Origin of the sequence: Micromonospora sp. NPDC127501, assembly GCF_040302185.1 — a bacterium.
Taxonomy (GTDB): Bacteria; Actinomycetota; Actinomycetes; order Mycobacteriales; family Micromonosporaceae; genus Micromonospora.
The window spans coordinates 317,542-343,415 of record NZ_JBEORJ010000004.1 but is presented as its reverse complement, the minus strand read 5'-3'; the positions used below and the strand labels follow the sequence as shown (position 1 = coordinate 343,415).

Annotated in this window: 24 protein-coding genes, 2 pseudogenes and 1 riboswitch; of the genes and pseudogenes, 16 read left to right on the top strand and 10 right to left on the bottom strand. The window is 72.3% G+C overall.

Annotated features, from left to right (window positions below; translation table 11 throughout):
- Nucleotides 1-239 precede the first annotated feature (239 nt).
- The 7 genes from ABTW72_RS11680 to pstB all read left to right on the top strand — a co-directional run bounded on the left by ABTW72_RS11680 (nucleotide 240) and on the right by pstB (nucleotide 7,384).
- The gene (locus tag ABTW72_RS11680; RefSeq protein WP_181518701.1) at nucleotides 240-959 is read left to right on the top strand and encodes a winged helix-turn-helix transcriptional regulator; all 720 of its coding nucleotides are present in this window, start codon (nucleotides 240-242) and stop codon (nucleotides 957-959) included.
- 154 nt (nucleotides 960-1,113) lie between these two features.
- Nucleotides 1,114-1,992, top strand: a complete 879-nt coding sequence (locus ABTW72_RS11675) for a polysaccharide deacetylase family protein (protein ID WP_350857478.1) — start codon at nucleotides 1,114-1,116, stop codon at nucleotides 1,990-1,992.
- Between the two features lie 58 nt (nucleotides 1,993-2,050).
- Nucleotides 2,051-2,977: a mycothiol synthase gene (mshD, locus tag ABTW72_RS11670; RefSeq protein WP_350857475.1), complete on the top strand. Its 927-nt coding sequence runs from the start codon at nucleotides 2,051-2,053 to the stop codon at nucleotides 2,975-2,977.
- Nucleotides 2,978-3,268: 291 nt separating this feature from the next.
- Nucleotides 3,269-4,375, top strand: a complete 1,107-nt coding sequence (pstS, locus tag ABTW72_RS11665; protein WP_350857472.1) for a phosphate ABC transporter substrate-binding protein PstS — start codon at nucleotides 3,269-3,271, stop codon at nucleotides 4,373-4,375.
- A 38-nt stretch (nucleotides 4,376-4,413) separates the two neighbouring features.
- Complete coding sequence (pstC, locus tag ABTW72_RS11660) at nucleotides 4,414-5,505, top strand: phosphate ABC transporter permease subunit PstC (protein WP_112606114.1); 1,092 nt, start codon at nucleotides 4,414-4,416, stop codon at nucleotides 5,503-5,505.
- Nucleotides 5,502-6,590 carry a phosphate ABC transporter permease PstA gene (gene pstA / locus ABTW72_RS11655; RefSeq protein ID WP_350857469.1) on the top strand — a complete coding sequence of 363 codons (1,089 nt, stop codon included), beginning with the start codon at nucleotides 5,502-5,504 and terminating at the stop codon, nucleotides 6,588-6,590. The genes pstC and pstA overlap by 4 nt, the downstream gene beginning before the upstream one ends.
- Nucleotides 6,591-6,607: 17 nt before the next feature.
- On the top strand, nucleotides 6,608-7,384 hold the full coding sequence (pstB, locus tag ABTW72_RS11650; RefSeq protein ID WP_112584183.1) for a phosphate ABC transporter ATP-binding protein PstB: 777 nt from the start codon (nucleotides 6,608-6,610) through the stop codon (nucleotides 7,382-7,384).
- 81 nt (nucleotides 7,385-7,465) lie between these two features.
- Here pstB and ABTW72_RS11645 read toward each other — a convergent pair whose 3' ends face one another.
- Nucleotides 7,466-8,299: an NUDIX hydrolase gene (locus ABTW72_RS11645; RefSeq protein ID WP_350857466.1), complete on the bottom strand. Its 834-nt coding sequence runs from the start codon at nucleotides 8,297-8,299 to the stop codon at nucleotides 7,466-7,468.
- Nucleotides 8,300-8,624: 325 nt separating this feature from the next.
- On the opposite strand from ABTW72_RS11645, the gene ABTW72_RS11640 reads away from it, so the two are divergent.
- A complete protein-coding gene (locus ABTW72_RS11640) occupies nucleotides 8,625-9,593 on the top strand; it encodes a Gfo/Idh/MocA family protein (RefSeq protein ID WP_350857463.1) in 969 nt (322 codons plus the stop codon).
- Between the two features lie 56 nt (nucleotides 9,594-9,649).
- Here the strand turns inward: ABTW72_RS11640 and ABTW72_RS11635 are convergent, their stop codons facing one another.
- The 3 genes from ABTW72_RS11635 to ABTW72_RS11625 form a co-directional block, all read right to left on the bottom strand.
- Nucleotides 9,650-10,657, bottom strand: coding sequence for an inorganic phosphate transporter (locus ABTW72_RS11635; RefSeq protein WP_091402868.1), 1,008 nt, complete (start codon nucleotides 10,655-10,657; stop codon nucleotides 9,650-9,652).
- A 4-nt stretch (nucleotides 10,658-10,661) separates the two neighbouring features.
- On the bottom strand, nucleotides 10,662-11,288 hold the full coding sequence (locus ABTW72_RS11630; protein WP_030327784.1) for a DUF47 domain-containing protein: 627 nt from the start codon (nucleotides 11,286-11,288) through the stop codon (nucleotides 10,662-10,664).
- Nucleotides 11,289-11,415: 127 nt separating this feature from the next.
- Entirely contained in the window at nucleotides 11,416-12,357 is a 942-nt protein-coding gene (locus tag ABTW72_RS11625) for a PPK2 family polyphosphate kinase (protein WP_350857459.1), read from the bottom strand.
- Between the two features lie 195 nt (nucleotides 12,358-12,552).
- On the opposite strand from ABTW72_RS11625, the gene sigJ reads away from it, so the two are divergent.
- A complete protein-coding gene (gene sigJ, locus ABTW72_RS11620) occupies nucleotides 12,553-13,521 on the top strand; it encodes an RNA polymerase sigma factor SigJ (RefSeq protein WP_350857456.1) in 969 nt (322 codons plus the stop codon).
- Nucleotides 13,522-13,545: 24 nt separating this feature from the next.
- Here sigJ and ABTW72_RS11615 read toward each other — a convergent pair whose 3' ends face one another.
- A complete protein-coding gene (locus ABTW72_RS11615; protein WP_350857453.1) occupies nucleotides 13,546-14,052 on the bottom strand; it encodes a DUF402 domain-containing protein in 507 nt (168 codons plus the stop codon).
- Between the two features lie 102 nt (nucleotides 14,053-14,154).
- Between ABTW72_RS11615 and ABTW72_RS32710 the strand changes: the two are divergent.
- Both ABTW72_RS32710 and ABTW72_RS32705 read left to right on the top strand, forming a co-directional pair.
- A pseudogene (locus ABTW72_RS32710) lies at nucleotides 14,155-15,552 on the top strand (ATP-dependent DNA helicase); the annotation flags it as partial.
- 111 nt (nucleotides 15,553-15,663) lie between these two features.
- A pseudogene (locus tag ABTW72_RS32705) lies at nucleotides 15,664-16,359 on the top strand (ATP-dependent DNA helicase); the annotation flags it as partial.
- A 107-nt stretch (nucleotides 16,360-16,466) separates the two neighbouring features.
- On the opposite strand, the gene ABTW72_RS11605 reads toward ABTW72_RS32705, so the two are convergent.
- Nucleotides 16,467-17,831, bottom strand: a complete 1,365-nt coding sequence (locus tag ABTW72_RS11605) for an AI-2E family transporter (protein WP_350857447.1) — start codon at nucleotides 17,829-17,831, stop codon at nucleotides 16,467-16,469.
- 105 nt (nucleotides 17,832-17,936) lie between these two features.
- Here ABTW72_RS11605 and ABTW72_RS11600 point away from each other — a divergent pair, with 105 nt between their 5' ends.
- Nucleotides 17,937-18,275 carry a GroES family chaperonin gene (locus ABTW72_RS11600; RefSeq protein ID WP_091402887.1) on the top strand — a complete coding sequence of 113 codons (339 nt, stop codon included), beginning with the start codon at nucleotides 17,937-17,939 and terminating at the stop codon, nucleotides 18,273-18,275.
- 93 nt (nucleotides 18,276-18,368) lie between these two features.
- The gene (locus tag ABTW72_RS11595) at nucleotides 18,369-18,536 is read left to right on the top strand and encodes a hypothetical protein (protein ID WP_167337262.1); all 168 of its coding nucleotides are present in this window, start codon (nucleotides 18,369-18,371) and stop codon (nucleotides 18,534-18,536) included.
- A gap of 48 nt (nucleotides 18,537-18,584) precedes the next feature.
- Here the strand turns inward: ABTW72_RS11595 and ABTW72_RS11590 are convergent, their stop codons facing one another.
- Nucleotides 18,585-20,075 carry a PrsW family intramembrane metalloprotease gene (locus tag ABTW72_RS11590; RefSeq protein ID WP_350857444.1) on the bottom strand — a complete coding sequence of 497 codons (1,491 nt, stop codon included), beginning with the start codon at nucleotides 20,073-20,075 and terminating at the stop codon, nucleotides 18,585-18,587.
- Nucleotides 20,076-20,098: 23 nt separating this feature from the next.
- A riboswitch (SAM riboswitch) is annotated at nucleotides 20,099-20,219 on the top strand.
- A 46-nt stretch (nucleotides 20,220-20,265) separates the two neighbouring features.
- Here ABTW72_RS11590 and ABTW72_RS11585 point away from each other — a divergent pair.
- A complete protein-coding gene (locus tag ABTW72_RS11585) occupies nucleotides 20,266-21,534 on the top strand; it encodes an aminotransferase class V-fold PLP-dependent enzyme (RefSeq protein WP_502892186.1) in 1,269 nt (422 codons plus the stop codon).
- A 24-nt stretch (nucleotides 21,535-21,558) separates the two neighbouring features.
- Here the strand turns inward: ABTW72_RS11585 and ABTW72_RS11580 are convergent, their stop codons facing one another.
- Entirely contained in the window at nucleotides 21,559-22,794 is a 1,236-nt protein-coding gene (locus ABTW72_RS11580; RefSeq protein WP_350857441.1) for an FUSC family protein, read from the bottom strand.
- 106 nt (nucleotides 22,795-22,900) lie between these two features.
- Between ABTW72_RS11580 and ABTW72_RS11575 the strand changes: the two genes are divergently transcribed.
- A complete protein-coding gene (locus ABTW72_RS11575; RefSeq protein ID WP_350857438.1) occupies nucleotides 22,901-23,557 on the top strand; it encodes an HD domain-containing protein in 657 nt (218 codons plus the stop codon).
- Here ABTW72_RS11575 and ABTW72_RS11570 read toward each other — a convergent pair.
- A complete protein-coding gene (locus ABTW72_RS11570) occupies nucleotides 23,529-23,813 on the bottom strand; it encodes a DUF4031 domain-containing protein (protein ID WP_350857435.1) in 285 nt (94 codons plus the stop codon). The genes ABTW72_RS11575 and ABTW72_RS11570 overlap by 29 nt on opposite strands.
- 68 nt (nucleotides 23,814-23,881) lie before the next feature.
- Between ABTW72_RS11570 and ABTW72_RS11565 the strand changes: the two genes are divergently transcribed.
- Nucleotides 23,882-25,282: an FAD-binding oxidoreductase gene (locus ABTW72_RS11565; RefSeq protein ID WP_350857432.1), complete on the top strand. Its 1,401-nt coding sequence runs from the start codon at nucleotides 23,882-23,884 to the stop codon at nucleotides 25,280-25,282.
- Between the two features lie 10 nt (nucleotides 25,283-25,292).
- On the opposite strand, the gene ABTW72_RS11560 is transcribed toward ABTW72_RS11565, so the two are convergent.
- On the bottom strand, nucleotides 25,293-25,829 hold the full coding sequence (locus ABTW72_RS11560; RefSeq protein WP_350857429.1) for a hypothetical protein: 537 nt from the start codon (nucleotides 25,827-25,829) through the stop codon (nucleotides 25,293-25,295).
- Between the last annotated feature and the right edge of the window lie 45 nt (nucleotides 25,830-25,874).

Here is a 25,874-nt window from a genome sequence, read left to right as displayed (position 1 = left end):
CCCGATCGTGCCAGACCGACGGCCCGACGCGGTGGTCACGGGTTTCAGCGACGTTAAAATCCGGGCCACGATCAGGGGCAAGGTAGACAAACAGGAAATGGCCTGACGGCGCGGCCGAGGCGATCGGTTAGGCTCAACGCGTTACCCGCCCGTCAGCGACGCCGGGACCACGCAATTTCTCAGCGCACTCCTTGATGAGTGCGACTGGTCGCGTGCGGCCTCGCGCCGCCGGGACGGAGGTGATCGTGGAGATCCTGTTGCTGGTGACCGCACGCGCAGGAGAACCGTCGGCTGTGCTGCCGGCGCTCGACCTGCTGCCGCACTCGGTCCGCACCGCGCCGCGTGATGTTCGCACCCTGGTCGCGGGCCCCAGCCCGGACGCGGTGATGGTGGATGCCCGATCGGAGTTGAGCGAGGCCCGGGCGACCTGCCGGATGTTGCACGCCACCGGACTCGGCGTGCCGTTGGTCGCGGTGGTGACCGAGGCCGGCCTGATCGCACTCAACGCCGACTGGGGCGTCGACGACGTCATCCTCGCCTCGGCCGGCCCGGCCGAGGTCGAGGCACGGCTGCGACTGGCGGTGGGCCGGCTCAGCAACGCGACCGCTGGCGCGGGTGGTTCGATCCGGGCCGGCGAGCTGACCATCGACCCGGACACCTACGCGGCCAAGCTCAAGGGCCGCCCGCTCGACCTCACCTACAAGGAGTTCGAGCTGCTGAAGTTCCTGGCCCAGCACCCGGGTCGGGTGTTCACCCGGGACCAGCTCCTGCGCGAGGTCTGGGGCTACGACTACTTCGGCGGCACCCGCACGGTGGACGTGCACGTCCGACGACTGCGCGCCAAGCTCGGCTCGGAGTACGAGTCGATGATCGGCACCGTCCGTCAGGTCGGCTACAAGTTCGTCGTTCCGCCGTCGCGGTCGCTCCCCGAGGCGGAGCACGCGCCCCTGCCGGTCTGATCCGGAGGCCACTCCGGGCGATTTCCCATATGCCCTTTTTGCGCAGCTTGGCGGCTCTATTCTGACTGCCGGGTTTGTCGGAGAAAGGGGCGACGGTGCGCGCACTGAACACGGGGGCGACGGGCCGGCGTGACCGGCAAGCCAGGCGGAAGTCGTGACGCGGGGCAGCTCCACCGCGCGGGCCGCGGGAATCGTGACGCTGGTGGTGGCGGGGCTGCTCGGCTCCGCGTACGTGCTGGGCCGCAGCCTCGTCCCCGACCAGACACCCAGGCAGTCCACCGGTGTCACCACGAGCGCCGACGGGCCGCACTACGCCGACCAGCCCGGCGTTGGCGAGCCGGGCGGAGCCCCGAGCGCCAGCGCGAGCGCGGCTGGGACCGGCCCCGCCGAGGCCGGCCAGGACGGGTCCGGACGGGACGCCGGAGGCGACAACCTGTTCGGCGCGCACGCCACCACCGGCACCCCGCGGCTCGCGCTGACCTTCGACGACGGGCCGGACCCGCGCTACACGCCGCAGGTCCTCGCCCTCCTGAGCGAATACGACGTGCGCGCCACGTTCTGTGTGGTCGGCGAGAACGCGCAGAACCACCCCGACCTGGTCCAGTCGATCGTGGACGCCGGGCACACCCTGTGCAACCACTCCTGGCACCACGACGTCGGCCTGGGCGCACGGTCGGCCGACGCGATCCGCTCCGACCTGCTGCGCACCAACGCGGCGATCCGGGCGGCGGTGCCGAACGCCCCGATCGTCTGGTACCGCCAGCCGGGCGGAGCCTGGACGTACCCGGTGGTGTCGGTGGCGCGGCAGCTCGGCATGACCCCGCTGCACTGGTCGGTGGATCCGTCGGACTGGGAGCTACCCGGCGCCGCCAAGATCACCGCGACGGTGCTGAGTCAGGCCGAACCGGGCTCGGTGGTGCTGCTGCACGACGCCGGTGGGGACCGGCAGGGCACGGTGGAGGCGCTGCGCCGGATCCTGCCCGACCTGACCGCCCGGTTCGAGCTGGAGGCACTCCCCACCGACCCGACGTGAGCCGCGGCTTTACGGCGACGCTCCGGGCGTCACGACACGCAACGGATACGGTGGCGGGATGAGCAGCGCGGAGCCGACCAGCGACCAGGTGACCCGGAGCGACCAACTGGCGCCGGCGGAGATCGCCGACGTACTCGCCCTCGCCAGCGCCGCAGGTGACGTGGACGGAGCGGACCCGCTCGACGAACACGTCCTGCTGCGGCTGCGCGACGCCGACGCCCCCGCCGTGCACCTGATCGCCCGCGCCGACGACGGCACCCTCACGGGGTACGCGCACCTGGACACCACCGACCCGGTCGGTGGGATCGGGGTCGAGCTGGTGGTGCACCCCGCGTACCGGCGACGGGGCACGGGGCGGGCGCTCGCCCGGGGTGTACTCGCCTCGGCCACCGGGCCGCTGCGGGCGTGGGCGCACGGCGACCACCCCTCGGCCGCCGCGCTCGCCGTCGACCTCGGCTTCGCCCGCGCCCGGGTGCTCTGGCAGTTGCGCCGGCCGTTGGCGGCCCCGCTGGGTGAGCCGCGCCTGCCCGACGGGGTGGCGCTACGCGCGTTCCGGCCCGGGGCGGACGACGCGGCCTGGTTGGCCCTCAACGCACGGGCCTTCGCCGAGCACCCCGAACAGGGCCGGTGGACGTCGGACGACCTACGGGTCCGCCTCGCCGAGCCCTGGTTCGACCCGGCGGGCTTCCTGCTCGCCGAGGAGACCGAGACCGGCCGACTGCTCGGTTTCCACTGGACCAAGGTGCACGAGCGGCCGGGGTCGGCCCGGATCGGCGAGGTGTACGTCCTGGGGGTGGAGCCGACCGCGCACGGTGGCGGGCTCGGCCGGGCCCTGACCACCGCCGGGCTGGCACACCTGCGGGACAAGCGTGGCCTCGACCGGGTGATGCTCTTCGTGGACGACTCGAACACCGGGGCCGTCGCGCTCTACGAGCGGCTGGGCTTCGCCCGCTGGTCCGCGCACATCAACTACCACCTGGGCTGACCGTCGGCCGTCGCTCCGACCGCGTCACCGACGGGTAACGGCCGAGCGTCGGCGGGATAACGCCGAACCGGAAATATACCCATACTTCCGACAGGCGTACCCGGGTTCACTTAACGGACAACTCACCCTCGGCAAGCGGTCACCTCAGGGGCCGCACGTGTTCACCTTGCGTTCACTTGCGACCGGCGAACCGGCTACCTGGCACTTCTAACTTTCGTGTCAGCCGGTCAGTGCCGGTCCTCGGGCCCCGGGATCGGGGCGCCAAGTCAGACGCGAAGGGAAACCCCTCAGGTGAAGCTCCAGCGGTACGGCACTATTGCCTGCCTCGCTCTTGCCGCGACGCTCGGCCTCAGTGCATGCGGCTCGGACAACAACGAGCCCGCCTCCGGCGCGAGTGCTTCGGGCTCGGCCGCCGCGGTCGACTGCGCTACCGGCACGCTGAACGCCCAGGGCTCGTCGGCCCAGAAGAACGCCATGGCCGAGTGGATCAAGGCGTACCAGCAGAAGTGCCAGGGCACCACGATCAACTACGAGGCTTCCGGCTCGGGCGCCGGTATCCAGGCGTTCATCGCCGGGACCGCCGACTTCGCCGGTTCCGACTCCGCGCTCAAGCCGGAGGAGCAGCCGCAGGCCGACGCCAAGTGCGTCGGTGGCAAGGCCATCCACCTGCCGATGGTGATCGGCCCGGTGGCCGTCGCCTACAACGTCAGCGGCGTGGACAACCTCCAGCTCAAGCCGGCCACCCTGGCGAAGATCTTCGCCGGCAAGGTCACCAAGTGGGACGACGCCACGATCAAGGCCGACAACCCGGACGCCAAGCTCCCGGCGACCACGATCCAGACCGTCCACCGTTCGGACGAGTCGGGCACCACCGACAACTTCACCAAGTACCTCTCGAAGACCGCTGAGAGCGACTGGGCCCTGGGCAACGCCAAGGCGTGGAAGGCCCCGGGCGGCACCGGCGCCAAGGGCTCGGACGGCGTGGCCAGCCGGGTCAAGGGCGCGGACGGCTCCATCGGCTACATGGAGTGGTCGTTCGCCGAGAACGCCGGTCTGAAGATGTCGAAGATCGGCAACGGCAACGGCGAGTTCGCCGCGCTGACCGCCGAGGCGGCCGGCAAGACCATCGCCGGCGCTGCCGTCGAGGGTCAGGGCGACGACCTCAAGCTGAAGATCGACTACAACACCAAGGAGGCCGGGGCCTACCCGATCGTCCTGGCGACGTACGAGATCGTCTGCAGCAAGGGCCTCGCGGCCGACAAGCTGAAGCTGGTCAAGGGTCTGCTGGGCCACGCCGCCAGCGCCGAGGGCCAGGCCTCTCTCACCGAGCTGGGCTACGCCCCGCTGCCGGAGACGGTCCGCACCAAGGTCGAGACCGCGGTCAAGAACCTCTCCTGACCCGATTCCACACCTCCGCAACCGAATCGAGCGAGCAGATGGGTGAAACCCCTCACCGCTCGGCCGACGCCGGCACCGGCGGGACGCGCGTGACCCAGAGTCACGAGTGGCCCGCCGGTGCCTCGGCGCGTGTGGCCGAGGCACCAGTCAGCACCCGTTCCCCGGGCGGCACCGGGCTGGGCGGCGGCGGCGCGCTGCCGCGCAGCCGTAAGTTCGGCGCCGAGCGGGCCTTCCGCGGTCTCACCCTGGCCGCCGGCACCGCCGTTCTGGTCATCATCGCCGCCATCGCGATCTTCCTGGTCGCCAAGGCGGTGCCGGCCCTACGCGCCAACACCGAGAACTTCTGGTCCTACGAGGGCTGGTCCCCCAACGAGACGGAGCCGAAGTTCGGCATCGGTGCGCTCGCCTTCGGCACCGTGCTCAGCTCGGCGCTCGCACTGCTCATCGCGGTGCCGGTGGCGCTCGGCATCGCGCTCTACCTCTCGCACTACGCGCCGCGCCGGCTGGGCACCGCGCTCGGCTTCCTGGTCGACCTGCTGGCCGCCGTACCGAGCGTGGTCTTCGGCCTCTGGGGACGGGACGTCTTCAGCAGCCCCGTCCGGGACTTCTCGGTCTGGCTGAACCAGCACTTCGGCTGGATCCCGCTCTTCGGCGGCGACGGCCCCTTCGGGGCGTCCGTCATGCTCGGCGCGCTGGTGCTCGCGATCATGGTGCTGCCGATCATCACCTCGCTCTCCCGCGAGGTGTTCCTCCAGACCCCCACCGCGAACGAGGAGGCCGCCCTCGCCCTGGGCGCCACCCGCTGGGAGATGCTCCGGACCGCGGTGCTGCCCTACGGCCGTCCCGGCATCATCGCCGCGATGATGCTCGGCCTCGGCCGGGCGCTCGGCGAGACCATCGCCCTGGCGCTGACCCTCGGCATCACCTTCGGCATCTCGTTCAACCTGATCCAGAACGGCGGCAACACCATCGCCGCCAACATCGCCAACGCGTTCGGCGAGGCGAACGAGACTGGCCGTGGCGCGCTCATCGCCTCCGGTCTGGTGCTGTTCACCATCACGCTGATCGTCAACATCACGGCGCGGGCGATCATCTACCGCCGCCGGGAGTTCACGGAGTCGGCCGCATGACCACAACCGCCACCTCCCACCGCACCCGGCCGCCGGCCCAACCCGACTCGCTGCGGGCCAAGCGGCTGCCCTGGTACGCCGCCCCGGCCATCGCCGTGGCGGCCCTGGCGCTCTCCGCCGTGCTCGTCTACGGCACCAGCATCGGCGGCCCGGTCCTCGTGGTCGTCCTCGGTGCGATCCTTTACCTGGTCGGGCTCTTCGCCGCCGCCAACGCGGTCGAGGGGCGCCGGTCGGCCCGCAACCGCACCTGGAGCGCGCTGATCCACTCCGCCTTCGTGCTGGCGGTACTGCCACTCGTGTCGGTGGTCTGGACGCTGATCAGCAAGGGCGCCGACCGACTGGACGTCAACTTCTTCCAAACCTCGATGAACAACATCGGGGCCCGGGACGCCAACGGCGGCGCGTACCACGCGATCGTCGGCACGCTGGAGCAGGTCGGCATCGCCACCCTGATCACCGTCCCGCTCGGCGTTCTCTGCGCGATCTACATCGTCGAGTACGGGCGCGGCAAGTTCGCCTTCGCGATCCGGTTCTTCGTGGACGTGATGACCGGCATTCCGTCGATCGTCTCCGGCCTCTTCGTGCTGGCGTTCTGGGTGCTGATCGTGTCGCCGTGGTTCAACGACGGTCGGCCCAGCTTCTCCGGCTTCGCCGCCGCGCTCGCGCTGAGCGTGCTCATGCTGCCCACCATCGTCCGGTCCACCGAGGAGATGCTCCGCCTCGTACCGGCGCCACTGCGCGAGGGCGCGTACGCGCTCGGCGTACCCAAGTGGAAGACCATCCTGCGGGTGGTGCTGCCGACGGCGCTGCCCGGCATCGTCACCGGCGTCATGCTCGCCATCGCCCGCGCGGCCGGTGAGACCGCGCCGGTGCTGCTGGTCGCCGGCGGTGGCGCCGCGATCAACACCAACCCCTTCGAGAACAGCCAGTCGTCGCTGTCCCTCTTCGTCTACCAGCAGGCCGGCGACGCGTCGAAGTACGCGCCGGCACGGGCGTGGACCGCGGCACTCACACTGGTCGCCCTCGTGCTCATCCTGACGATCGCGGCGAAGCTGCTGGCCCGTCGCAACAGGCTCAGCCGATGAACCCCGGAGGTACCACCATGGCCAAGCGCGTCTCCGCCTCGAACGTCACCGCGTACTACGGCGGCTTCAAGGCAATCGAGAACATCAACCTGACGGTCGAGCCGAAGACGGTCACCGCCCTCATCGGGCCGTCTGGTTGCGGCAAGTCGACGTTCCTGCGGTCGATCAACCGGATGCACGAGGTGCTGCCGGGGGCCCGGGTCGAGGGCAGCCTGACCATCGACGACCAGGACATCTACGACCGGGACGTGGACGTCACAGCGGTCCGGCGCACCATCGGCATGGTCTTTCAGCGGCCGAACCCGTTCCCCACCATGAGCATCTTCGAGAACGTGGTGGCCGGGCTGAAGCTCAACGGGGTCCGCAAGAAGTCGATCCTGGAGGACGCGGCCGAGAAGGCCCTGCGCGCCGCGAACCTGTGGGGCGAGGTCAAGGACCGGTTGGGCAAGCCCGGCGCGGGCCTCTCCGGCGGTCAGCAGCAGCGGCTCTGCATCGCCCGGACCATCGCGGTCGAGCCGCAGGTCGTCCTGATGGACGAGCCGTGCTCCGCCCTGGACCCGATCTCCACGCTGGCGATCGAGGACCTGATGTTCCAGCTCAAGGACAAGTTCACGATCATCATCGTGACCCACAACATGCAGCAGGCAGCACGTGTCTCGGACCGGACCGCCTTCTTCTCGATCGAGAAGACCGGCGACCCGGGCCGGCTGATCGAGTACGACAACACCCAGAAGATCTTCAGCAACCCGAGCGTGAAGAAGACCGAGGACTACATCACCGGCCGCTTCGGCTGAGCCGACCACGTCCGGTCACCGGCGCCCCGCCTCCCGGCGTGGGCGCCGGTGCCATGTCCCGCTCTGCGGCAGGGCCCCTGGTCAGCCCAGGACGAAGCGGGGTTCGCCGTCCGGGGGCAGGTCCAGGCGCGGGGTGACCGGGCTGGCGGCGTCCCGGTCGGCCGCCGCCCGCGCCACCCCGGCCAGGTCGCCGGCCGCCGCCACCTGGGCCAGCGTGACCAGGGTCGGTGGCAGCATGGTCAGCTCGCCGGCCTGCGCGCGGGCCAGCGCGTCCGCCGGGCGGATCCACAGGGTGTGGTCAGCCTCGCCGGAGACGTCGCGGGTCCGTTGTCCCGCCGGCAACAGGGCGACGAAGAAGTACGTGTCGAAGCGGCGCGGCTCGAACTCGGGAGTGATCCACCGGCTCCACGGCAGCAGCAGGTCCGACCGAAGGGTGAGCTGACGGTCGGCGAGCAGCGCCGCGAAGCCCAGTCGCCGTCCCTCCAGGTCCTGCCGGGCCGCCTCCCAGTCGTCGCCGCTGACGTCGCCCACCACGGTCTCGGAGTTCGGGCCGGCGAGCAGTACTCCGGCCTCCTCGAAGACCTCCCGAGCGGCGGCGCAGACCACCGCCTGCGCGGCCTGGTGGGCCACCCCCAGCCGGTCCGCCCACTCTCCCGGCGTCGGGCCGGCCCAGTCCAGGTGCGCCTCCGAGTCGGAGCGGTCCACCCCTCCTCCGGGGAAGGCGTACATCCCGCCGAAGGTCATCGCGGCGACCCGGCGGATGACGTACACCTCGAAGTCGGCGTCGGTCGGACGCAGCAGCAGCACGGTGGCCGCGACCCGCGGCGTGGCCGGGGTGCCACCCTCGGCCTGGAACCGGCGGGCGTGCTCGACCAGGGCGGCCGGGGCGGCGAAGCCGGCACTGTCGATCGTCATGCCCGCGAGCCTAGTTCCCGACAGCGCGATTGCCTTCCGCGCGCCAAGCCACGAAGCGCTCGGCTCGGTCGGGGCCCGGTCGCCGACATGAGCGGTATACCTCTGAGGCATATTTATGACTCAGAGGTATACCGCTCGTCAGGGTGGCAGGCCCGAGCCGCGCGCCGGTCGGGGCGTGGTCGCGGTCGCCGCCAAACGAGATGGCGTCGGGGGCAGGGCGCATGGCCGGGCAGTGCGAACCGGGCCCCAGCGACCCGGGCAGTGCGGGCTGGGACAGCGCAGGCCGGGCGGCGGGCGGTTCACCTGGCTCGGCTAGCGTGCCGGCATGACTCGTTGGGGCATCCTGGCCACCGGCCACATCGCCAGCCGTTTCGCCGAAGACCTCCGGCTGGTGCCGGACGCCGAGTTGGTAGCGGTGGGTTCCCGCGCCGCGGAGAGCGCGCAGCGCTTCGCCGACACGTACGGCGCGAAGCGCGCCTACGGCTCCTGGGTGGAGTTGGCCGCCGACCCGGAGGTGGACGCGATCTACGTGGCGACCCCGCATTCCGCGCACTACGAGGCGGCGATGACCTGCCTCACCGCAGGGCGGGCGGTGCTGTTGGAGAAGCCGTTCACCCTCGACCTGGCCACCAGCAGCGAGTTGGTGGACACCGCCCGCGCCGCCGGGGTCTTCCTGATGGAGGCCATGTGGATGCGGCTGAATCCGATGATCCTGCGGGTGGTCGAGTTGATCGCGGACGGGGCGATCGGCACGGTGACCGGCGTCCGGGCCGACTTCGGGGTGGCCGGGCCGTTCCCGCCGGAGCACCGGATGCGCAACGCGGCGCTGGGCGGGGGCGCCCTGCTCGACCTGGGGATCTACCCGATCAGCCTGGCCCACCTGCTGCTCGGGGTGCCGCAGCACATCCGGTCCTGGGCGCAGCTCGGCCCGGAGGGGACGGACGAGAACACCGGCATGCTGTTCGGCTACGACACCGGTGCGCTGGCCACCCTGAGTTGCGGCATGGTCGGGTTGAGCGGGCAGACCGCCTCGGTAACGGGCACCACGGGGCGGATCGACCTACCGGAGCCGTTCTTCCGGCCGGGTTCGGTGACAGTGCACCGGGCCGGCGCGGAGCCGGAGACGATCGTCGCTGACGGGGCCGGCAACGGCTACCAGTACGAGGCGATCGAGGTGCAGCGTTGCCTGGCCGCCGGCCTGACCGAGAGCCCGGTGGTGCCACACGCCACGACCCTTGAGGTGATGACCCTGCTGGACACGGTCCGCGAGCAGATCGGCGTGCGCTACGTCTGAACAGCGCAAGGGCCCCCGGCCACGGCGAGACCGTGACCGGGGGCCCTTGCGGAAACTCAGCCGAAGAGCGGCCGGACCAGCAGGTACGTGACGCACGCGATGAGCGCGGCGGCCGGGAACGTGATGATCCAGGCGAGCACGATGTTGCCGGCCACGTTCCAGCGGACCGCGGAGAGTCGCTTGGTCGCGCCCACACCCATGATCGCCGAGGTGATGGTGTGGGTGGTGGAGATCGGTGCCTTCAGCACCAGCGCGTTGAAGTAGAGCACCGCGCTGGCGACGGTCTCGGCGGCGAAGCCCTCCGGCGGACCCAGGTCGATGATCTTGCGACCGAGGGTACGGATGATCCGCCAGCCGCCGGCGTACGTGCCGAGGGCCAGCATCGTCGCCGAGGTCCAGAACACCCACCCCGGGATGTGCGTCTTGCTCTCCTGGAAACCACCGGTGTAGAGCGCCAGCACCACGATGCCCATGGTCTTGGCGGCATCCTGCATGCCGTGACCGACCGACATGGCGGCCGCCGAGGCGGTCTGCGCCCAGCGGAAGCCCCGGTTGAGCTTGCCCGGCTGCCCCTTCCGAAACAGCCAGAGGATGGCCAGCATCAGCAGGTAACCGAGGGTGAGGCCGACGATCGGCGACAGCACCATCGGCAGCAGCACCTTCTCGCCGATGTTGCCCCACTGCACGATGCCGCCGGTGGACAGCAGGGTGGCGCCGACCAGGCCGCCGAAGAGCGCGTGCGAGGACGACGAGGGCAGACCGAAGTACCAGGTGATCAGGTTCCAGGCGATCGCCCCGAGCACCCCGGCGAAGACCACCCCGAGGCTGTTCACCCCGGTGGGGAGGGTGACCAGACCGTCGCCGACGGTCTTGGCCACGCCGGCGCCGAAGTGGGCGCCGACGAAGTTGCCGACCGCGGCGAGCCCGAGGGCGATCCGCGGTGTCAGCGCCCGGGTGGAGACGCTGGTGGCGATCGCGTTGGCGGCGTCGTGGAAGCCGTTGGTGTAGTCGAACGCCAAGGCCACCGCGATCACCGCCAGCACGGCGATGAGTTCAGGGGACACCGGCTCAGGACTCCTTGACGGCGATGGTCTCGACGGTGTTGGCCACGTGCTCGAAGGCGTCGCAGGCGGCCTCCAACTCGTCGGCGACCTCCTTCATCTTCAGCACCGTCAACGCGTCGTACTCACCGGAGAAGAGCCGGACGAGCAGCTGCCGGTTGATCCGGTCGCCCTCGTTCTCCAGCCGGTTGCACTCGATCCAGTAGTCCTCGAGATCCTTCATCGACTTCAGCCGGGGCATCGCGTCGGCGGTCAGCTTGGCCTGCTGGTCGAGCACGTTGACCATCTCGTGCAGCTCGCGGGGCAGCGCCGGAAGCTCGGTCAGCCCGTACAGGTAGAGCAGGTCGCCGACCGCTTCCAGGTGGTCCATCACGTCGTCCAGCAGCGAGCCGAGCCGATAGATGTCCTCCCGGTCGAACGGGGTGATGAAGGTCGAGTTGATCTTCTTGTACAGCTCGTGGGTGATCTGGTCGCTGTCGTGCTCGACCTCGGTCAGCCGCTCGCTGACGGACTGCACGTCCACGCCGGGCAGGGCCAGCTCGTTGAGCAGCGCGGTGCCCCGGACCAGGTTCTGCGCGGCCCTGGTGAAGAGCTCGTAGAAGGCGCCCTCGGTGGGGCGGAAGGAAAACTTCACAGCACAGACCTCGTCGCGTCGGTGGAAGGGTGGCGGTGCCCGAGAGCGCCCGCTCGGTGAATGCTAGAAAACGGCAGAACCGGGAATTCGCCGGCCCACCCCTGGCCAGGCGCCATTCACCGGTCGTTCACCTGCCGTTCATCTCGGCCGCCCCACCCGCACCCACGCCCCCAGCCAGCAGGCGCTTCCGCTCCCGCGCCACGTCGAAATCGGCAGCCGGATACCCCAGTTCGAGCGTGTCGAACGTCTCACGCAGCAGGTGTGCCACCGCCCAGTCCCGGTACCACTTGCGGTCCGCCGGCACCACGAACCAGGGCGCGGCGTCCGTGCCGCACCGGCTCAGGGCCTCGGCGTACGCGGCCTGGTAGTCGTCCCAGTGCCCCCGGGAGTCGATGTCGGAGGGGTTGTACTTCCAGTGCTTGCGCGGGTCGGTGAGCCGGTCCATCAGGCGCTTGCCCTGCTCGGCGTACGAGATGTGCAGCATCACCTTGATCAGGGTGACGCCACCCTCGGTCAACTCCCGCTCGAACGAGTTGATTTCGTCATAGCGGGCTCGCCAGGTCGTCTCCGGCACCAGCGAGCCGACCCGGGCGATCAACACGTCCTCGTAGTGCGAACGGTTGAACATCCCCACGTACCCCGGCGGTGGCAGCTCCCGGCGAATCCGCCAGAGGAAGTCGTGCCGCAACTCCTGGCGGGTCGGCGGCCCGAACGAGCGGATGTGCAGGCCCAGCGGGTTCATCGCGCCGGCCACCCGCTTGATCGTGCCGTCCTTGCCGCCGCAGTCCATGGCCTGGAGCACCAGCAGCACCCGGTGCGCCGGCCGTTCCGACCCGGTCTTGGCCATCGCGAAGAGCATCTCCTGCTGCCGGCCCAACTCCTCGCCGACCAGCTCCACCTGCTCCCGCGCCCAGGTCTTACGGTGCTCGCCACCGCCCGCCGGGCCCGGCAGCCCGGGCATGGACCGCGGGTCGATCGCGCCGAGATCCACCGGCGCGGTGACCCGCAGCAGTTCCCGCATCGAGCCGCCGTCCGGCGCCACGATCTGGCCTTGCTGGGGTGCGCTCATGCACGGATCATCACCCACCCGCCGCCTTTCCGCCCGCCGAGAGCCGCCTCCTGGATTTCGGCCCGCTGCCCGGCCCCGCGCCGCCTCCACCGACCGGCGGCATCGGTCGGCCGGGCCGGGTGCGGGCTGCCGGCGCGCCCCCTCGGCGGGAGAGGATGGGGGCCGGGACGCCGACCGGGAGCGGGGTGGTGGGTCGTGCGGGAGCTGGCGACGGAGTTCGAGGCCGAGCGGGGCCGACTGCTCGCGGTGGCCCACCGGATGCTGGGCAGCCGCAGCGAGGCGGAGGACGCGGTGCAGGAGACCTGGCTGCGCTACGCCGGGGCACTGGCTGACCCGGCGGCCCGCGCCGAGATCCGGGACCTGTCCGCGTGGCTGACCACGACCTGTGCCCGGATCTGCCTGGACGTGCTCCGCTCGGCCCGGGTCCGCCGGGAGGCGTACCCGGGGCAGTGGCTGCCGGAGCCGGTGGTGAGCCCGTTGGGCGGCCGGTCACCGGCCGACGGCTACGCACCCGACCCGGCCGAGCGGGCGGTGCGCACCGACCAGGTCGGCACGGCGCTGCTGGTGGTGCTGGAGCGGCTCGCGCCGGAGCAGCGCGTCGCCCTCGTGCTGCACGACGTGTTCGCGCTGCCGTTCGCCCGGGTCGCGGGGGTGCTCGGCACCACCGAGGCGGCCGCCCGGCAGCTCGCCTCCCGGGCCCGACGGGCGGTCACCTCGCCGGACGTACCCCGGCACACCGCCGACCCGGCCGAGCAACGCCGGGTGCTCAAGGCGTTCGTCGCCGCCACCGAGTCCGGCGAGCTGGACGAACTGCTTCAGGTGCTCGCGCCGGACGTGGTCTTCGTCGGTGACTCGGGCGGGCACTTCCCGGCCGCCCGCTGGCCGGTGCTCGGCGCGGACTCCGTGGCTCGCCTCACGCTCGGCCTGTTCGGCCGGACCGGCCGGTACGTCGGCCGGGTGCTGGCTCGGCCCGTGCTCGTCGACGGCATTCTCGGGCTACAGCTGGAGACGACGCACAGCGACGGGCGACCGATCCGCCTGGTCACCGCGTTCGCAGTCGACCAGGGCCGGATCACCGCCATCTACAACCAGCTCAACCCGGAGAAGCTGACCGACCTGCCGCCGCTGGACGCCGACGACGACGGCTGGCCGCCACGCTGGTGAGCCGGCCCGACCGGGCGTGCGGCCTCAGACCACCAGAGCCAACCACTTGCGGTACGCGGTGGCGAACGGCTCGGTGCCGTCGCCCAGGGCACCGAACAGCCGCTGTGCCGCGGCCTCAGCCTCGACCACCACGTCGTCCGGGTAGCCGAACCGGACCCGGTGCTCGGCGAACTCGTCCTCGTCGAGCAACTCCACCAGGCCGGTGGCCCGACGCCGGACGACGTCCAGGTCCAGGTCGATCAGGTGGACGGTGTCGTCGGACTCCCAGTGGGCCGGCGTCGTGATGTCGCAGTAGACCTCGCTGGTGCGGGGCGGGGGGTTGAACATGGCCGTCCACCAGGCGCGATGCGGCACCAGCAGCACGAACGGGATCTTCTCCACCGAGGGCCGGCCGTGGTAGACCGACTCGGTGCCCTCGGGCACGCCGAGCCAGATGCCGAGATCATCCTCGGTGAGCCGGCGGGCCGGGTAGTCGCGGTGGGCGCTGCCGTCGTACTTGCGGTAGATCACGCGGACCATGTCGCTCGGCATGATTCGCACCCTAACCGATACAGCCCAACGCGTCGTAGCGCGGCCGTAACCGGACGGGGTCGGCCGCAACGCCCGCCCGGTCGGCATCGCGCCACGCGGCGGATGGGCGCGGCCGGTGTCGGCGGCGCCGGGTACCGTCGCACGGTGACTCCGCCCCGCACCGCCACCGGTTCCGCCACCCCGTCGGCCCGTGCCAAGGGCCGGCGGCGGGGTGCCCGACCCAGTGGCACCGAGCTGCTGGCGGCGGCGGTCGGCGCGGTGCCCGGCGGGGCGGAGCGTCCCGGCCAACTGCAGATGACCACGGCGATCGAGGAGTGTGTGGCCGGCGGCGAGCATCTGCTCGTGCAGGCGGGCACCGGCACCGGCAAGTCGCTGGCCTACCTCGCGCCGGCGCTCACTGTGGACGGTCCGGTGGTGGTCTCCACGGCCACCCTGGCGTTGCAGTCCCAGTTGGTCGACCACGACCTGCCCCGGCTCGCCGACGCGGTCGAGCCGGTGCTCGGCCGTCGGCCCACCTTCGCCGTGCTCAAGGGCCGCCACCACTATCTCTGCCTCGCCCGACTGGACAACTCCACCGAGGAGGAGCCCGAGGACACCCTCTTCGACGCCCCCGCGGCGCGCCCCGGCGGCGGGACGAAGTGGCTCGGCGAGGCGGGCCGGCTGGGCAAGCAGGTCGAGCGGCTGCGCGACTGGGCGGAGAAGACCGCCACCGGCGACCGGGACGAGCTGGACCCGGGCGTCGACGACCAGGCCTGGCGGCTGGTGTCGATGCCGGCCCGCGAGTGCGTCGGCGCGGCCCGTTGCCCGTTCGGGCAGGAGTGCTTCGCCGAGGCGTCGCGGGCCCGCGCCCGGGAGGCCGACATCGTCGTGACCAACCACAGCCTGCTCGCTGTCGACATGCTCGCCGACCGGCACATCGTGCCGCCGCACAAGCTGCTCATCGTCGACGAGGCGCACGAGCTGGCCGACCGGGTCTCCTCCGCCGCCCAGGCGGAGCTGGTGCCGGAGCTGATCGACCGGACCACCCGGCGGGCCCGTACGCTGCTGCGCCCGGAGACCGCCGAGGCGCTCACCGCCGCCGGCGACGCCCTGGCGGTGGGGCTGGCCGAGGCGCCGGCCGGACGGATCACCGCGGGGCTGCCGACGCCACTGCGGGAGGCGTGCACGCTGCTCGACGCGGCGACCCGCTCCGCCCTGGACGCGATCGGCGACGTCAAGGCCGACGACCCCGACCCGGTCCGCAAACAGCAGGCCAAGGCCGCCCTGGACGAGCTCTCCACCACCGCGCAGCGGCTGCTGGAGGAGGGCGACCACGACGTGGCCTGGGTGGAGAAGAACGACAGCGGCAACCGCCGGGCACTGGTGGTCGCGCCGCTGTCGGTGGCCGGCACCCTCGCCACCCACCTGTACGACGAACGCACCGTCGTGGCCACCTCGGCCACCCTGGCGCTGGGCGGCCGGTTCGACACGGTCGCCCGCGCCCTCGGGCTGGACGCGCCACCGCCCGCCCCGCCGAGCCCTGCCGCGGCCGCGCTGGCCGCCCGCACCGGCCCCGGCCGGCCGGCCGCCGAGGCGCCGGGCCGTCGCCTCGCCGGCGACGTCGCCCCGAACGCCGTCGTCCCGGCCACCGAGGGCCCCGGGTGGCGGTCACTCGACGTCGGGTCGCCGTTCGACTACGCCCGGCAGGGCATCCTGTACGTCGCCGCGCACCTTCCCCGCCCCAGCGTCTCCGGGCTGCCCGAGGCTGCCGGGGAGGAACTGCTCGGGCTGGTCGAGGCGCTCGGTGGTCGTACTCTCGGGCTCTTCTCCTCACGGCGGGCCGCGCAGCAGGCGGCGGAGCTGTTGCGCGCGCGGACCGACCTGCCGGTGTTGCTCCAGGGCGAGGAGGCGCTGCCGCTGTTGGTGCGTCGCTTCCGCGAGGAGCGCGCCAGCTGCCTGTTCGGGGTGATGTCGCTCTGGCAGGGGGTGGATGTGCCGGGCGACGCCTGCCAGCTCGTCGTCATCGACCGGCTGCCCTTCCCCCGCCCGGACGAACCGCTGGCGGCGGCCCGCGCGGCGGCCGTGGACGCGGGCGGCGGCTCCGGCTTCTCGGCGGTCAGCGTGCCGATCGCGGCGGTGAGGCTGGCTCAGGGCGTGGGCCGGCTGATCCGGGCGACCGGCGACCGGGGCGTGGTCGCGGTGCTCGACTCCCGGCTGGAGACGGCCCGGGGCTACGGGCCGTTCCTGCGCCGCTCGCTGCCTCCGTTCTGGTACACGACCCGCCCCGAGGTGGCCCGGGGTGCCCTGGAACGCCTGGCCAAGTCCTGACCCGCTGGGCAGGGCCAGGATCGCGCTGCAACACGGAAAAAGTGGCCTCCCGCTGCCGGGAGGCCACTCTTTCCGTGATCCTGCGTGATCTGGCGGGACGCGCGGGTCTAGGGAGCCTGGGAGGCGACGACCACGGCGTCGGGCGGGGTGTCCGGGACCCTGCGGGCGGCAAGCCGGCGGACCGCGGTGTTCAGCACCGCGATGAGCGGCACGGAGACCAGCGCGCCGGTGATCCCGGCGAGTACGACGCCGGCGGCGATACCGATGATCACCGCGAGCGGGTGCAGGGCGACCGCCCGGCCCATGATCAGCGGTTGCAGCACGTGCCCCTCGATCTGCTGTACGCCGATCACCGCGCCAAGGATGATCAACGCGGTGACCGGGCCGCTGTCGACGAGGGCCACCAGCACCGCCACGCCGCCGGAGAGCGCCGCACCGACGATCGGGATGAACGCGCCGAGGAAGACCAGCGCGGCCAGCGGGAAGGCGAACGGAATGTCGAAGACGACCAGGAAGATGCCGATGCCGACCGCGTCGATGAAGGCGACCAGCACGGTCGCGCGGACGTAGGCGCCGAGCGTGTGCCAGGAGGCGCGGCCGGCGTCGTCGACCTTCCACCGGGCGGCCACCGGCAGCAGCCGGACCAGGAAGCGCCAGATCCGGTTGCCGTCGCGCAGGAAGAAGAACGTCGCGAAGAGCACCAGCAGCGTGCCGGTCAGCACCTCGGCCAGCGTCGCGGCGGTGCTCAGGGCGCCACTTGTCAGGTTGGAGGTGTTGGAGTTGATCCAGGCCTGCGCCTCGTCGATGTAGCGGTCGAGCTGAGTGTCCGAGAGGTGCAGCGGCCCCGTCTTCAGCCAGTTCTGGATCTGCCGGACACCCTCCGACGACTTCTCGCTCAGCTCCGGTACGCCGCGAATGAATTCGTTGACCACCAGCGTCAGCGTGCCGATCACCGCGACCAGGCCGCCTACCAGCACCACCGCCGTCGCCAGCGACCGAGGGAACCGGGCCCGCAGCAGCCAGCCCACCGCCGGGGCGAGCAGCGCGGAGAGCAGCAGCGCGATGGCCAGCGGAATGATCACGATCTTGATCGTGCCGACGATCCGCAGCAGGGCCCAGGCCACCACGCCGATCACGATCAGTCGCCAGCACCACGCGGCGGCGATCCGGAGCCCGTGCGGAACGTCGGCGTCGTCCCGGCTGGTGGTGGAGCTGTGCAGGTCCACCGGAGGTTCCGCGCCGTAGACCGTGGCGCTCGGCGGCGCGGTCGGCCCCGGCACGGCCGGCGACGCCACCCGGGCCTCCTCCGACGCGTCGTTCAGTGCGTCACTGGAGACGCCCTCGTCGGCGCGCGCCGACTCCTGTCGTGACTGGTAGGCGCGGCGAAGCCGCCCGCGTACCCGCTCGAAGCGGCTCAAGCGCACCTCCTGGCAGAAAACCCGGCCCGCCGACGGCGACAGGTCGGACAGCATACGTCCGTTCCCGACACCGTAGGGCGGTTCCGCCACACAATGCCCCGACCACCTTCGGCGTAACCACCGGCTGGCCACCGTCGGCCACACGGTAGCGTCTGCGACGTGACCGCCGACAACGATCTCGACGCCGGCCTGCCGATCCGCCTGCTGCACGACCGTGTGCTGGTGCGGATGGAGGGCAGTGAGGGCGAACGCCGCTCCACCGCTGGCATCGTCATTCCGGCGACCGCAGCGGTCGGCAAGCGCCTCGCCTGGGCCACCGCGGTCGGGGTGGGGCCGAACGTCCGCGCCATCGTCTCCGGCGACCGGGTGCTCTTCGACCCGGACGAGCGCTCCGAGGTCGAGCTGCACGGCCGCGGTTACGTGCTGCTGCGGGAGCGGGACGTGCACGCCGTGGCCGCCGAGCGGATCGAGAACGACTCGACCGGCCTCTACCTCTGACGCACCTCCCCCGGCCACCAGGGCCCGTCGCGCACCGTTTGCCCAGCCGCACGACGGGAAGCCATCCGGCGACCGTGGCCCTGGGGAGGGACGATGCCGGTATTCGTGAAGAAGCTGTTGACCTGGGGCAGTGTCGCGTTCCTGATCTACTTCATGGCCTTTCGGCCGGACGGCGCCGCGCAGATGTTCCGGGCGATCGGGGCCGCGCTGATCGCGATGTTCCAGGGCCTCGGTGACTTCCTCACCTCGCTGATGACCTGAGCGGCACTGCCGGTCTGCTGTCAGGCGTCGGCCGCCAGGCCGTAGCTGTCAGGGGTGCGTCGGCGGCCAGGGAGACGCCGGGCGCAGGCCGGGCCAACCGGGCGGGGTGTAGCCCACCGGAGCCGGTGCGGGAGCCAGCACCACCGGGATCGGCACCACCGGCTCGTCCGGCGCGTCCACCACGCGCTGCGTGCCGTCCGGGAAGCGCAGGTGGTAGCGGCTGCCGTCCCAGACCCCCGCCGGGGCCTGCGGGTCCCGACCCACGAAGAACGACCGGTACTCGGTGATCGCGTCCAGCAGCTCCCGCTCCTCGCGGGCGGTCCGCTCCTGATCGGCGGGCTTGCGGTCCAGGCCGCGCAGCGCCCCGTCGCGCAGCAGGGCCAGCCGGGTGGCGGCGGACTGGTAACCCCGCATTGACCGCACCCCGGCGTCGCCGGCCACCCGCCGCGCCCAACTGCGGGCGGCGTGCCGCCGGCCGAGACTGCTCAGGGCGGCCACCTCGGGCGGGCTGAGCCACCCGGCGCGGACGTAGTCGGGCAGGACCCGCTCGGTGAGCCGCCCCTCCCAGGCGCGCAGCCACAGGGCCAGCCCCACGGTGCCGAAGAAGACCGGCACCATGAGGCCCAGGAAGCCGTACAGCATGATCATGGCTTCGCCGGTGGCCTGGGTCAGCGTGGGCAGCAGGTTCCACGTGCCGTGCAGCATCATCGCCAGCAGCAGGCCGGCGATCGGGGCGAGCACCCGGATGCGCCGGTCGGCCGTCCGGGAGGCGATACCCAACCCCACACCGGTCATCGAGGTGAAAAGGGGATGGGCGAACCCGAACAGCAGGATCCGCAGGATGAAGATCGCGATGACCTGCTGGATGCCGGTGGCCGGGCCGTACCGGTCGGCACCGGACGCGTACCCCAACCCGCCCAGGTAGAGGATGTTCTCCACCATCGCGAAACCGACCGCGGCGAGCCCGCAGTAGACCAGGCCGTCGGTGATCCCGGACCACTCGCGGCGGCGGAACACCAGCAGCAGGATCGGGCCCAGCGCCTTGGTCAGCTCCTCGATGAACGGCGCCACCAGCACCCCGGTGAGGGCGGACGGCAGGCCCCAGTCGGCGAAGCGGTTGGCCGCAAAGTCGTTGACCGTGAGCGAGGCGGCGGTGGAGACGAACGCCCCCCAGGCGAAGCAGAAGATCAGATACTTCAACGGCTCCGGTTCGTACCGGTCCAGCCAGAGGAAGCAGGCGACCAGCACCGGCACCGGCAGGATGGCGGCGACCACCCCGATCAGCAGTGCCTGCACACCGAGCGACTGGCCGAGCGTGAAGACCATGAAGACCGCGCACGCCGCGATCAACAGCACCACCCCGGCCAGCACCAGGAACCGCCGCCAGCCCAGTCGGCGCAGCGGCATCCGGGGCGTCTCACCCATGGGCGGGCCGGCGGGCGCAGGCGGGGCGGCGGGCGACGGCGGCAGCGGTGAACCGGGCGGGGTGTCGGCCATGCGGTCAGCGTAGCCATCCGCCGCCGGCTGGTTCGGTCGCATCGGTAGCCGCTATGCTGCCGGCAGGTCACGAGTGCCAGCGTTCAGCCCCGGCTTGCTGGCCGGCAACCCTCGTCGAGTTCGCGGTGGGGTGCCCCGGGTGATGACCGGGCCCAGCCCGATCGGTGTGCTGGGCAAGCGCGGACCCCGTCCCGATGCCGCACCCGGGGTCCCTGACCCCGGAGGTTCCGGCGTGTCCGTCACTCTCGTCCCCTCGCTGCCCAGCCTGTCCACCGTGCCGTCGGCGCCGTCCGCGCCGCTCGACGTCCTCGGCGTACCCGGCGAGATCAACCTGGACTACGCGGCCAGTGCGCCGTGCGCCCGGGCCGCCGCCGACGCGGTGGCCGAGCTGCTGCCCTGGTACGCCAGCGTGCATCGCGGAGCGGGAGCGCTGTCGCGGCGCTGCACCCTCGCGTACGAGCAGGCCCGGCAGACGATCGGTGACTTCTTCGGTGCTCGCGCCGACGATCATGTGATCTTCACCCGCAACACCACTGACGCCCTCAACCTGCTGGCGCGGGCCGTGCCGGCCGGCACCACAGTGGTCACGTTCGCAGGCGAGCACCACGCCAACCTGCTGCCCTGGCCGCGCGGGTCGGTGCGGCTGCCGGTGCCCAGCGACCCCGACGGGGCGGTACGCGATCTCGCCGCCGCCCTCACCGAGCTGCGCCGGGGCAGCAACCCTGCGTTGCCGGTGCTGGTCGCGGTGACCGGTGCGAGCAACGTGACCGGTGAGCGGTGGCCGGTGGCTGAACTGGCGCGGGTGGCGCACCGGCACGGCGCCCGGATCGTGCTCGACGCCGCGCAGCTCGCCCCGCACGCCCCGGTCGACCTGCTCGCGCTCGACGTCGACTACCTGGCCGTGTCAGGCCACAAGCTGTACGCGCCGTTCGGCGCGGGCGTGCTGATCGGTCGGGCCGACTGGCTGGACGCCGCCCCGCCCTACCTGGCCGGCGGTGGGGCCACCAGCCACGTCGGGCCGGCCACCCACGACGTGACCTGGGCGACCGGCCCGGCGCGGCACGAGGGCGGCACCCCGAACCTGCTCGGCGCGGTCGCGCTGGCGGCGGTGTGCAGGGCGCTCGACGAGGCGGACCAGGGCGCGCTGGCCGCCCACGAGCAGGCCCTGCTGGCCCGGCTACGGACCGGCCTGGCCGCCCTGCCGCACGTCGTCGAGCTGCGCACCTTCGGCCCGGACGCGCCCCGGGTCGGCATCATCTCGTTCGTGGTCGCCGGATGGGACTCCACCGAGGTGGCCACGCGGCTGGCCGCCGAGCACCACATCGGCGTACGGGACGGGTTGTTCTGCGCCCACCCGCTGGCCCGGCGTCTGCTCGGCGAGGCGGCGGCGCGTACCGGCCGGCGGGACCTGCCGCCCACCGCGCTGCGGGCCAGCATCGGGCTGGGCAGCACGGCCGCTCAGGTGGACCGGCTGCTCGCGGCGCTGGCCGAGCTGGGCTGAGGCCCGCCCGGCGGTGGCCCCCGCTCAGCCGACCGGCGGGGCGGTGGGTGGCTTCGGTGCCTCGCCGGGCTCGGCGGGCTCACCGACCGGGCGCTCCTGCTCCCCGAAGGCGGTGCGGATCCACCGGTTCGCCTCCTCCTGCTCGATCCCGGAGGCCACCAGCAGGTCGCTCGCGGTCGTGCGGATCTGGGCGATCACCACGCTGCCGGAGAAGCCCACCCCGGCGCCGTACGCCCGGCCGGCCTCGCTGACCGCCCGCAGCGACCGCTCCCGGGCCTTCTCCGGCTCCTCACCGGCGGCGAACTCGTGCTTGAGCAGCCGGACCGCTTCGGCGAGGTGACCGACCGCGTCCGGCATCGGGTCGGGCACCGGTTCCTCGTCCTCGACCAGCGTGACGGACCGGCGGATCAGCGTGCCGCTGTTGCGCATCGCCCGGTCGATCGGCTCGGCCGCCTCCGCGTAGTGGGTCAGTTCGTCGCGGCGGTGCCAGCGGGCCGGGGAGAGGGTGGCGGTCTCCTTCGCCCCCTCGATGGCCTCGCCCAACGTGGCCAACTCCTCCTTGTTGTTGCGCAGCCTCTCCAGTGCGCCCTGGATCGCGGCGCGGTCCCGGTTGCGCAGCCCGTCGGCGGTGGCGTCGAGTTGGGCGGCGAGCAGGTCCAGGGCGGGGCGGGCCGCCCTGTTGATCACTCGGAGCGGGTTCAGTGGCAGCAGCACCGCCGTGACCAGCAGTGCGATCCCACCGCCGAGGAACGCGTCGACGAAGCGGGGGATCTCCAGGTTCTGGGTCGACGGGCTCAGCGTCACGATCAGCACCGCCGTGGCCGCCGCCTGGATGACGATGGCCACGCTCGCTCCGGCGAAGATGGTGAGCAGGATCGCCACGGTGACCACCAGGCCGAGCTGCCACGCCCCGGTGCCGAGCAGGTAGATCAGGAGGTCGCCGACGAACACCCCGACCCCCACCCCGACGATCAGCTCCACCGTCCGGCGGAACCGCTGACCGACCGACGCGGCCAGGGTGCCGACCGCGGAGATCGGCGCGAAGACCGGTTGCGGGTTGCCGAGCACCTTGTGCGAGATCAGGTACGCGAGCCCGGCGGCCAGCCCGGCCTGCACGGCGAGCCCGCCGGCCATCCGTACCCGGTGCAGCCGATCGTGCAGGGTGGCCCGGCTGCGGTGGCGCAGTTGTTCGGTGGCCTCGGCGATCCGCGCGCCGTCGATGTCCACCAGACCCTCGCGCAGCGCGGTGCGTCGCACCATCGGAGGTCGCTTGTCCCGGGCCACGGCCATGGGCGCGACTACCCGTGGTGGGCCCGCGCAACCCTCCCTTCCCGCGCGTCGCGGGGCGATGCGGCAGACTCGGGCGGTGGTTGATCTGTTGGAGCGGTGGCTGACTGCGGCCCGGGGTGCCGGCGCGAGGCCCGACCCGGATGTCACCACGGCCGGCGAGCAGGTGATCGCCCGGTGGCGTGAGCCGCACCGGCACTACCACACGCCGGCCCACCTGACGGCGGTGCTCGATGTGGTGGACCAGCACGCCGACCTGGCCACCCGGGCCGACACGGTCCGGCTGGCGGCCTGGTTCCACGACGCGGTCTACGACCCTCGGGCCGCCGGCGACACCAACGAACGGGACAGCGCCGCGCTGGCCGAGAGCGTGCTCACCCGGCTCGGGGTGCCGGCGCCCACGGTGGCCGAGGTGCGCCGGCTGGTGCTGCTCACCGCCGGGCACACGGTGGCACCGGGCGACCGGGACGGCGCGCTGCTCTGCGATGCGGACCTGGCCGTGCTGGCCGCGCCGCCGGCCAACTACGAGCGTTACGCGGCGGCGATCCGCCGGGAGTACGCCCATGTGCCGGAGCCGGCCTTCCGGGCTGGGCGGGCCGCCGTGTTGACCGGCCTGCTGGCACTGCCCGCGCTGTTCCGGTCGCCACCGCTGGCGAGCCGGTGGGAAGAGCCCGCCCGGGACAATGTGCGCCGCGAGCTGACCGCCCTCACCGGGGCGCCGGAGAACGCGGGTTGACCAGGTGCTTCGGCCGACGCAGGTCGGCGGCGCGGAGCAACCGGACCAGCTCCCGACTCGGCACCACCTGGGCACCGAGCCACACCGCCGCTGCGAACCGGTCGGCCGGTATGTCGTAGTGGTCCCGGTCGAAGCCGCGCCGGGGCGCGCCGAGCGCCTCGGCGAAGACGTGCAGCTCGGCGTACGAGACGTCGCTGATCAGGTGCGACCAGAGCCGACCACGCCACGGCCAGGCCGGCCGGTCCAGGTAGAGCATGGTGCCCAAGTTATCCCGCCCAGTCGATCATGTTGATGATCGCCGGTCGGCGACCTAGCCTCGGCTGCATGGCCCCCACCGCGCTCCTCGACGACCTGCGCGCCGCGCTCGGTGACGACGCCGTGCTCACCGACCCCGACCTGCTGCGCATGCACCAGCGCGACGAAGCCGACCTGTGCGCCGCCGGCGTCCCGCTGGTGGTGACCCGCCCGCGCGACACCGAGCAGGTGGTCGCCGTGATCCAGGCGGCGGCGCGGCACGGCGTACCGGTGGTGCCGCAGGGCGCGCGGACCGGGCTGGCCGGCGCGGCGAACGCGGTGGACGGCGCGGTGGTGCTCAGCACCGTCGCGATGAACGAGATCCGGGAGATCGACCCGGTGAGCCGGATCGCGGTGGTCCAGCCGGGGGTGGTCAACGCGACGCTGGCCGGTGCGGTGGCGAAACAGGGCCTCTGGTACCCGCCGGACCCCGGCTCCTGGGAGTCGTCCACGATCGGCGGCAACGTGGCCACCAACGCCGGCGGCATGTGCTGTGTGAAGTACGGAGTGACCACCGAGTACGTGCTCGGCCTGGAGGTGGTGCTCGCCTCCGGTGAGGTGCTACGCACCGGCCGGCGTACGGCCAAGGGGGTGGCCGGTTACGACCTGACCCGACTGTTCGTCGGTTCGGAGGGCACCCTCGGCGTGATCACCGAGGTGACCGTGGCGCTGCGGCCCGCCCCGGCCGAGTCGCTGACCCTCGTGGCGGTCTTCGGATCCACCGCCACGGCCGGCGCGGCGGTGGCCGAGATCGCGGCTCGCGGGCTCACCCCCAGCCTGCTGGAGTTGCTGGACCAGACCCACCTGCGGGCGATCGAGGCGTACCAGCCGATGGGGTTGCGGACCGACGCGCAGGCCCTGTTGCTGGCCGCCGCCGACACCGGCTCCCGGGCGGCGGACGACCTGGCCGTGCTGGCCGAGGTGTGCGAGGCCGTCGGCGCCGACGAGGTCTACGCGGCCACCGACGCGGTGGAGGCGGCGGCGCTGCTCCAGGCCCGCCGGCTGGCCCACCCGGCCATGGAGAAGTTCGCGGCCGAGGCCTACCCGGGTGGCAACGGCGGTCTGGTGATCGACGACGTGGCCGTGCCGCGCGGCGCGCTCGCGGCGCTCCTGGACGGGGTCGCCCGGATCGCGGCCGAGTGCGAGGTGCCGATCGGCGTGGTGGGGCACGCCGGGGACGGCAACATGCACCCGAACATCGTGGTCGACCGGGCCGACCCGGCGAGCGTGGAGCGGGGTCGGCGGGCCTTCGACGAGATCATGCGGCTTGGCCTGGATCTGGGCGGCACGTGCACCGGCGAACACGGAGTGGGGCTGCTCAAGCGCGACTGGTTGGCCCGGGAGATCGGGCCGGTCGGTGTCCGGGTGCATCAGGCGATCAAGTCGGCACTCGACCCGGCCGGCCTGCTCAACCCGGGCAAGGTGCTGTGACCGGCTGCGGTCAGCCCTTGACCTCGGCCGGGGTCGCCTGGGTGAGCAGCAGCAGGATCTCCCCGGCGACCGGCGTGAGTTCCTCACCCGGGCAGTCCTGCGAGGTGATCAGCCCGGCCGAGGTGATGAGGCTGGACGTCAGCGCGTCGATGCAGGTTGTCCGGTACCGCCGGGCCTGATCGGTCTCGTCGGCCAGCGCAGGGTTGGCGAGCAGCACCTGGAGCCGTTCGGTCAGCTCCGGTGCGAGGGTGCCCCGGGAGGTCACGCCGTCGCCGGCGCAGTCGATGCACTGCCACGCGCCGTTCCGCTCGACGCTCAGGGTGCGCATCGGCCCGTCTTCGCCGAGCCGCTGGAGCAGGCTGACCTGACCGGCGGCGACCGTGGTGGGGATCTCCAGCTGCGAACCGCCACCCGCCGTGCCGGCCGTCGGTTGCGCCACCGGGGTGCGCGGCTTGTCGCCGTCGAAGAGGGAGCACCCGGTCAGGGCGCCGACGAGCGCGACGGCGAGCAGGGGTAGGAGCAGACGAGGGCGCGCGCGGGGTAGCACGCGCGGAAACCTACCCCACCGTAGGTAGCGTTCGAAACCACCATC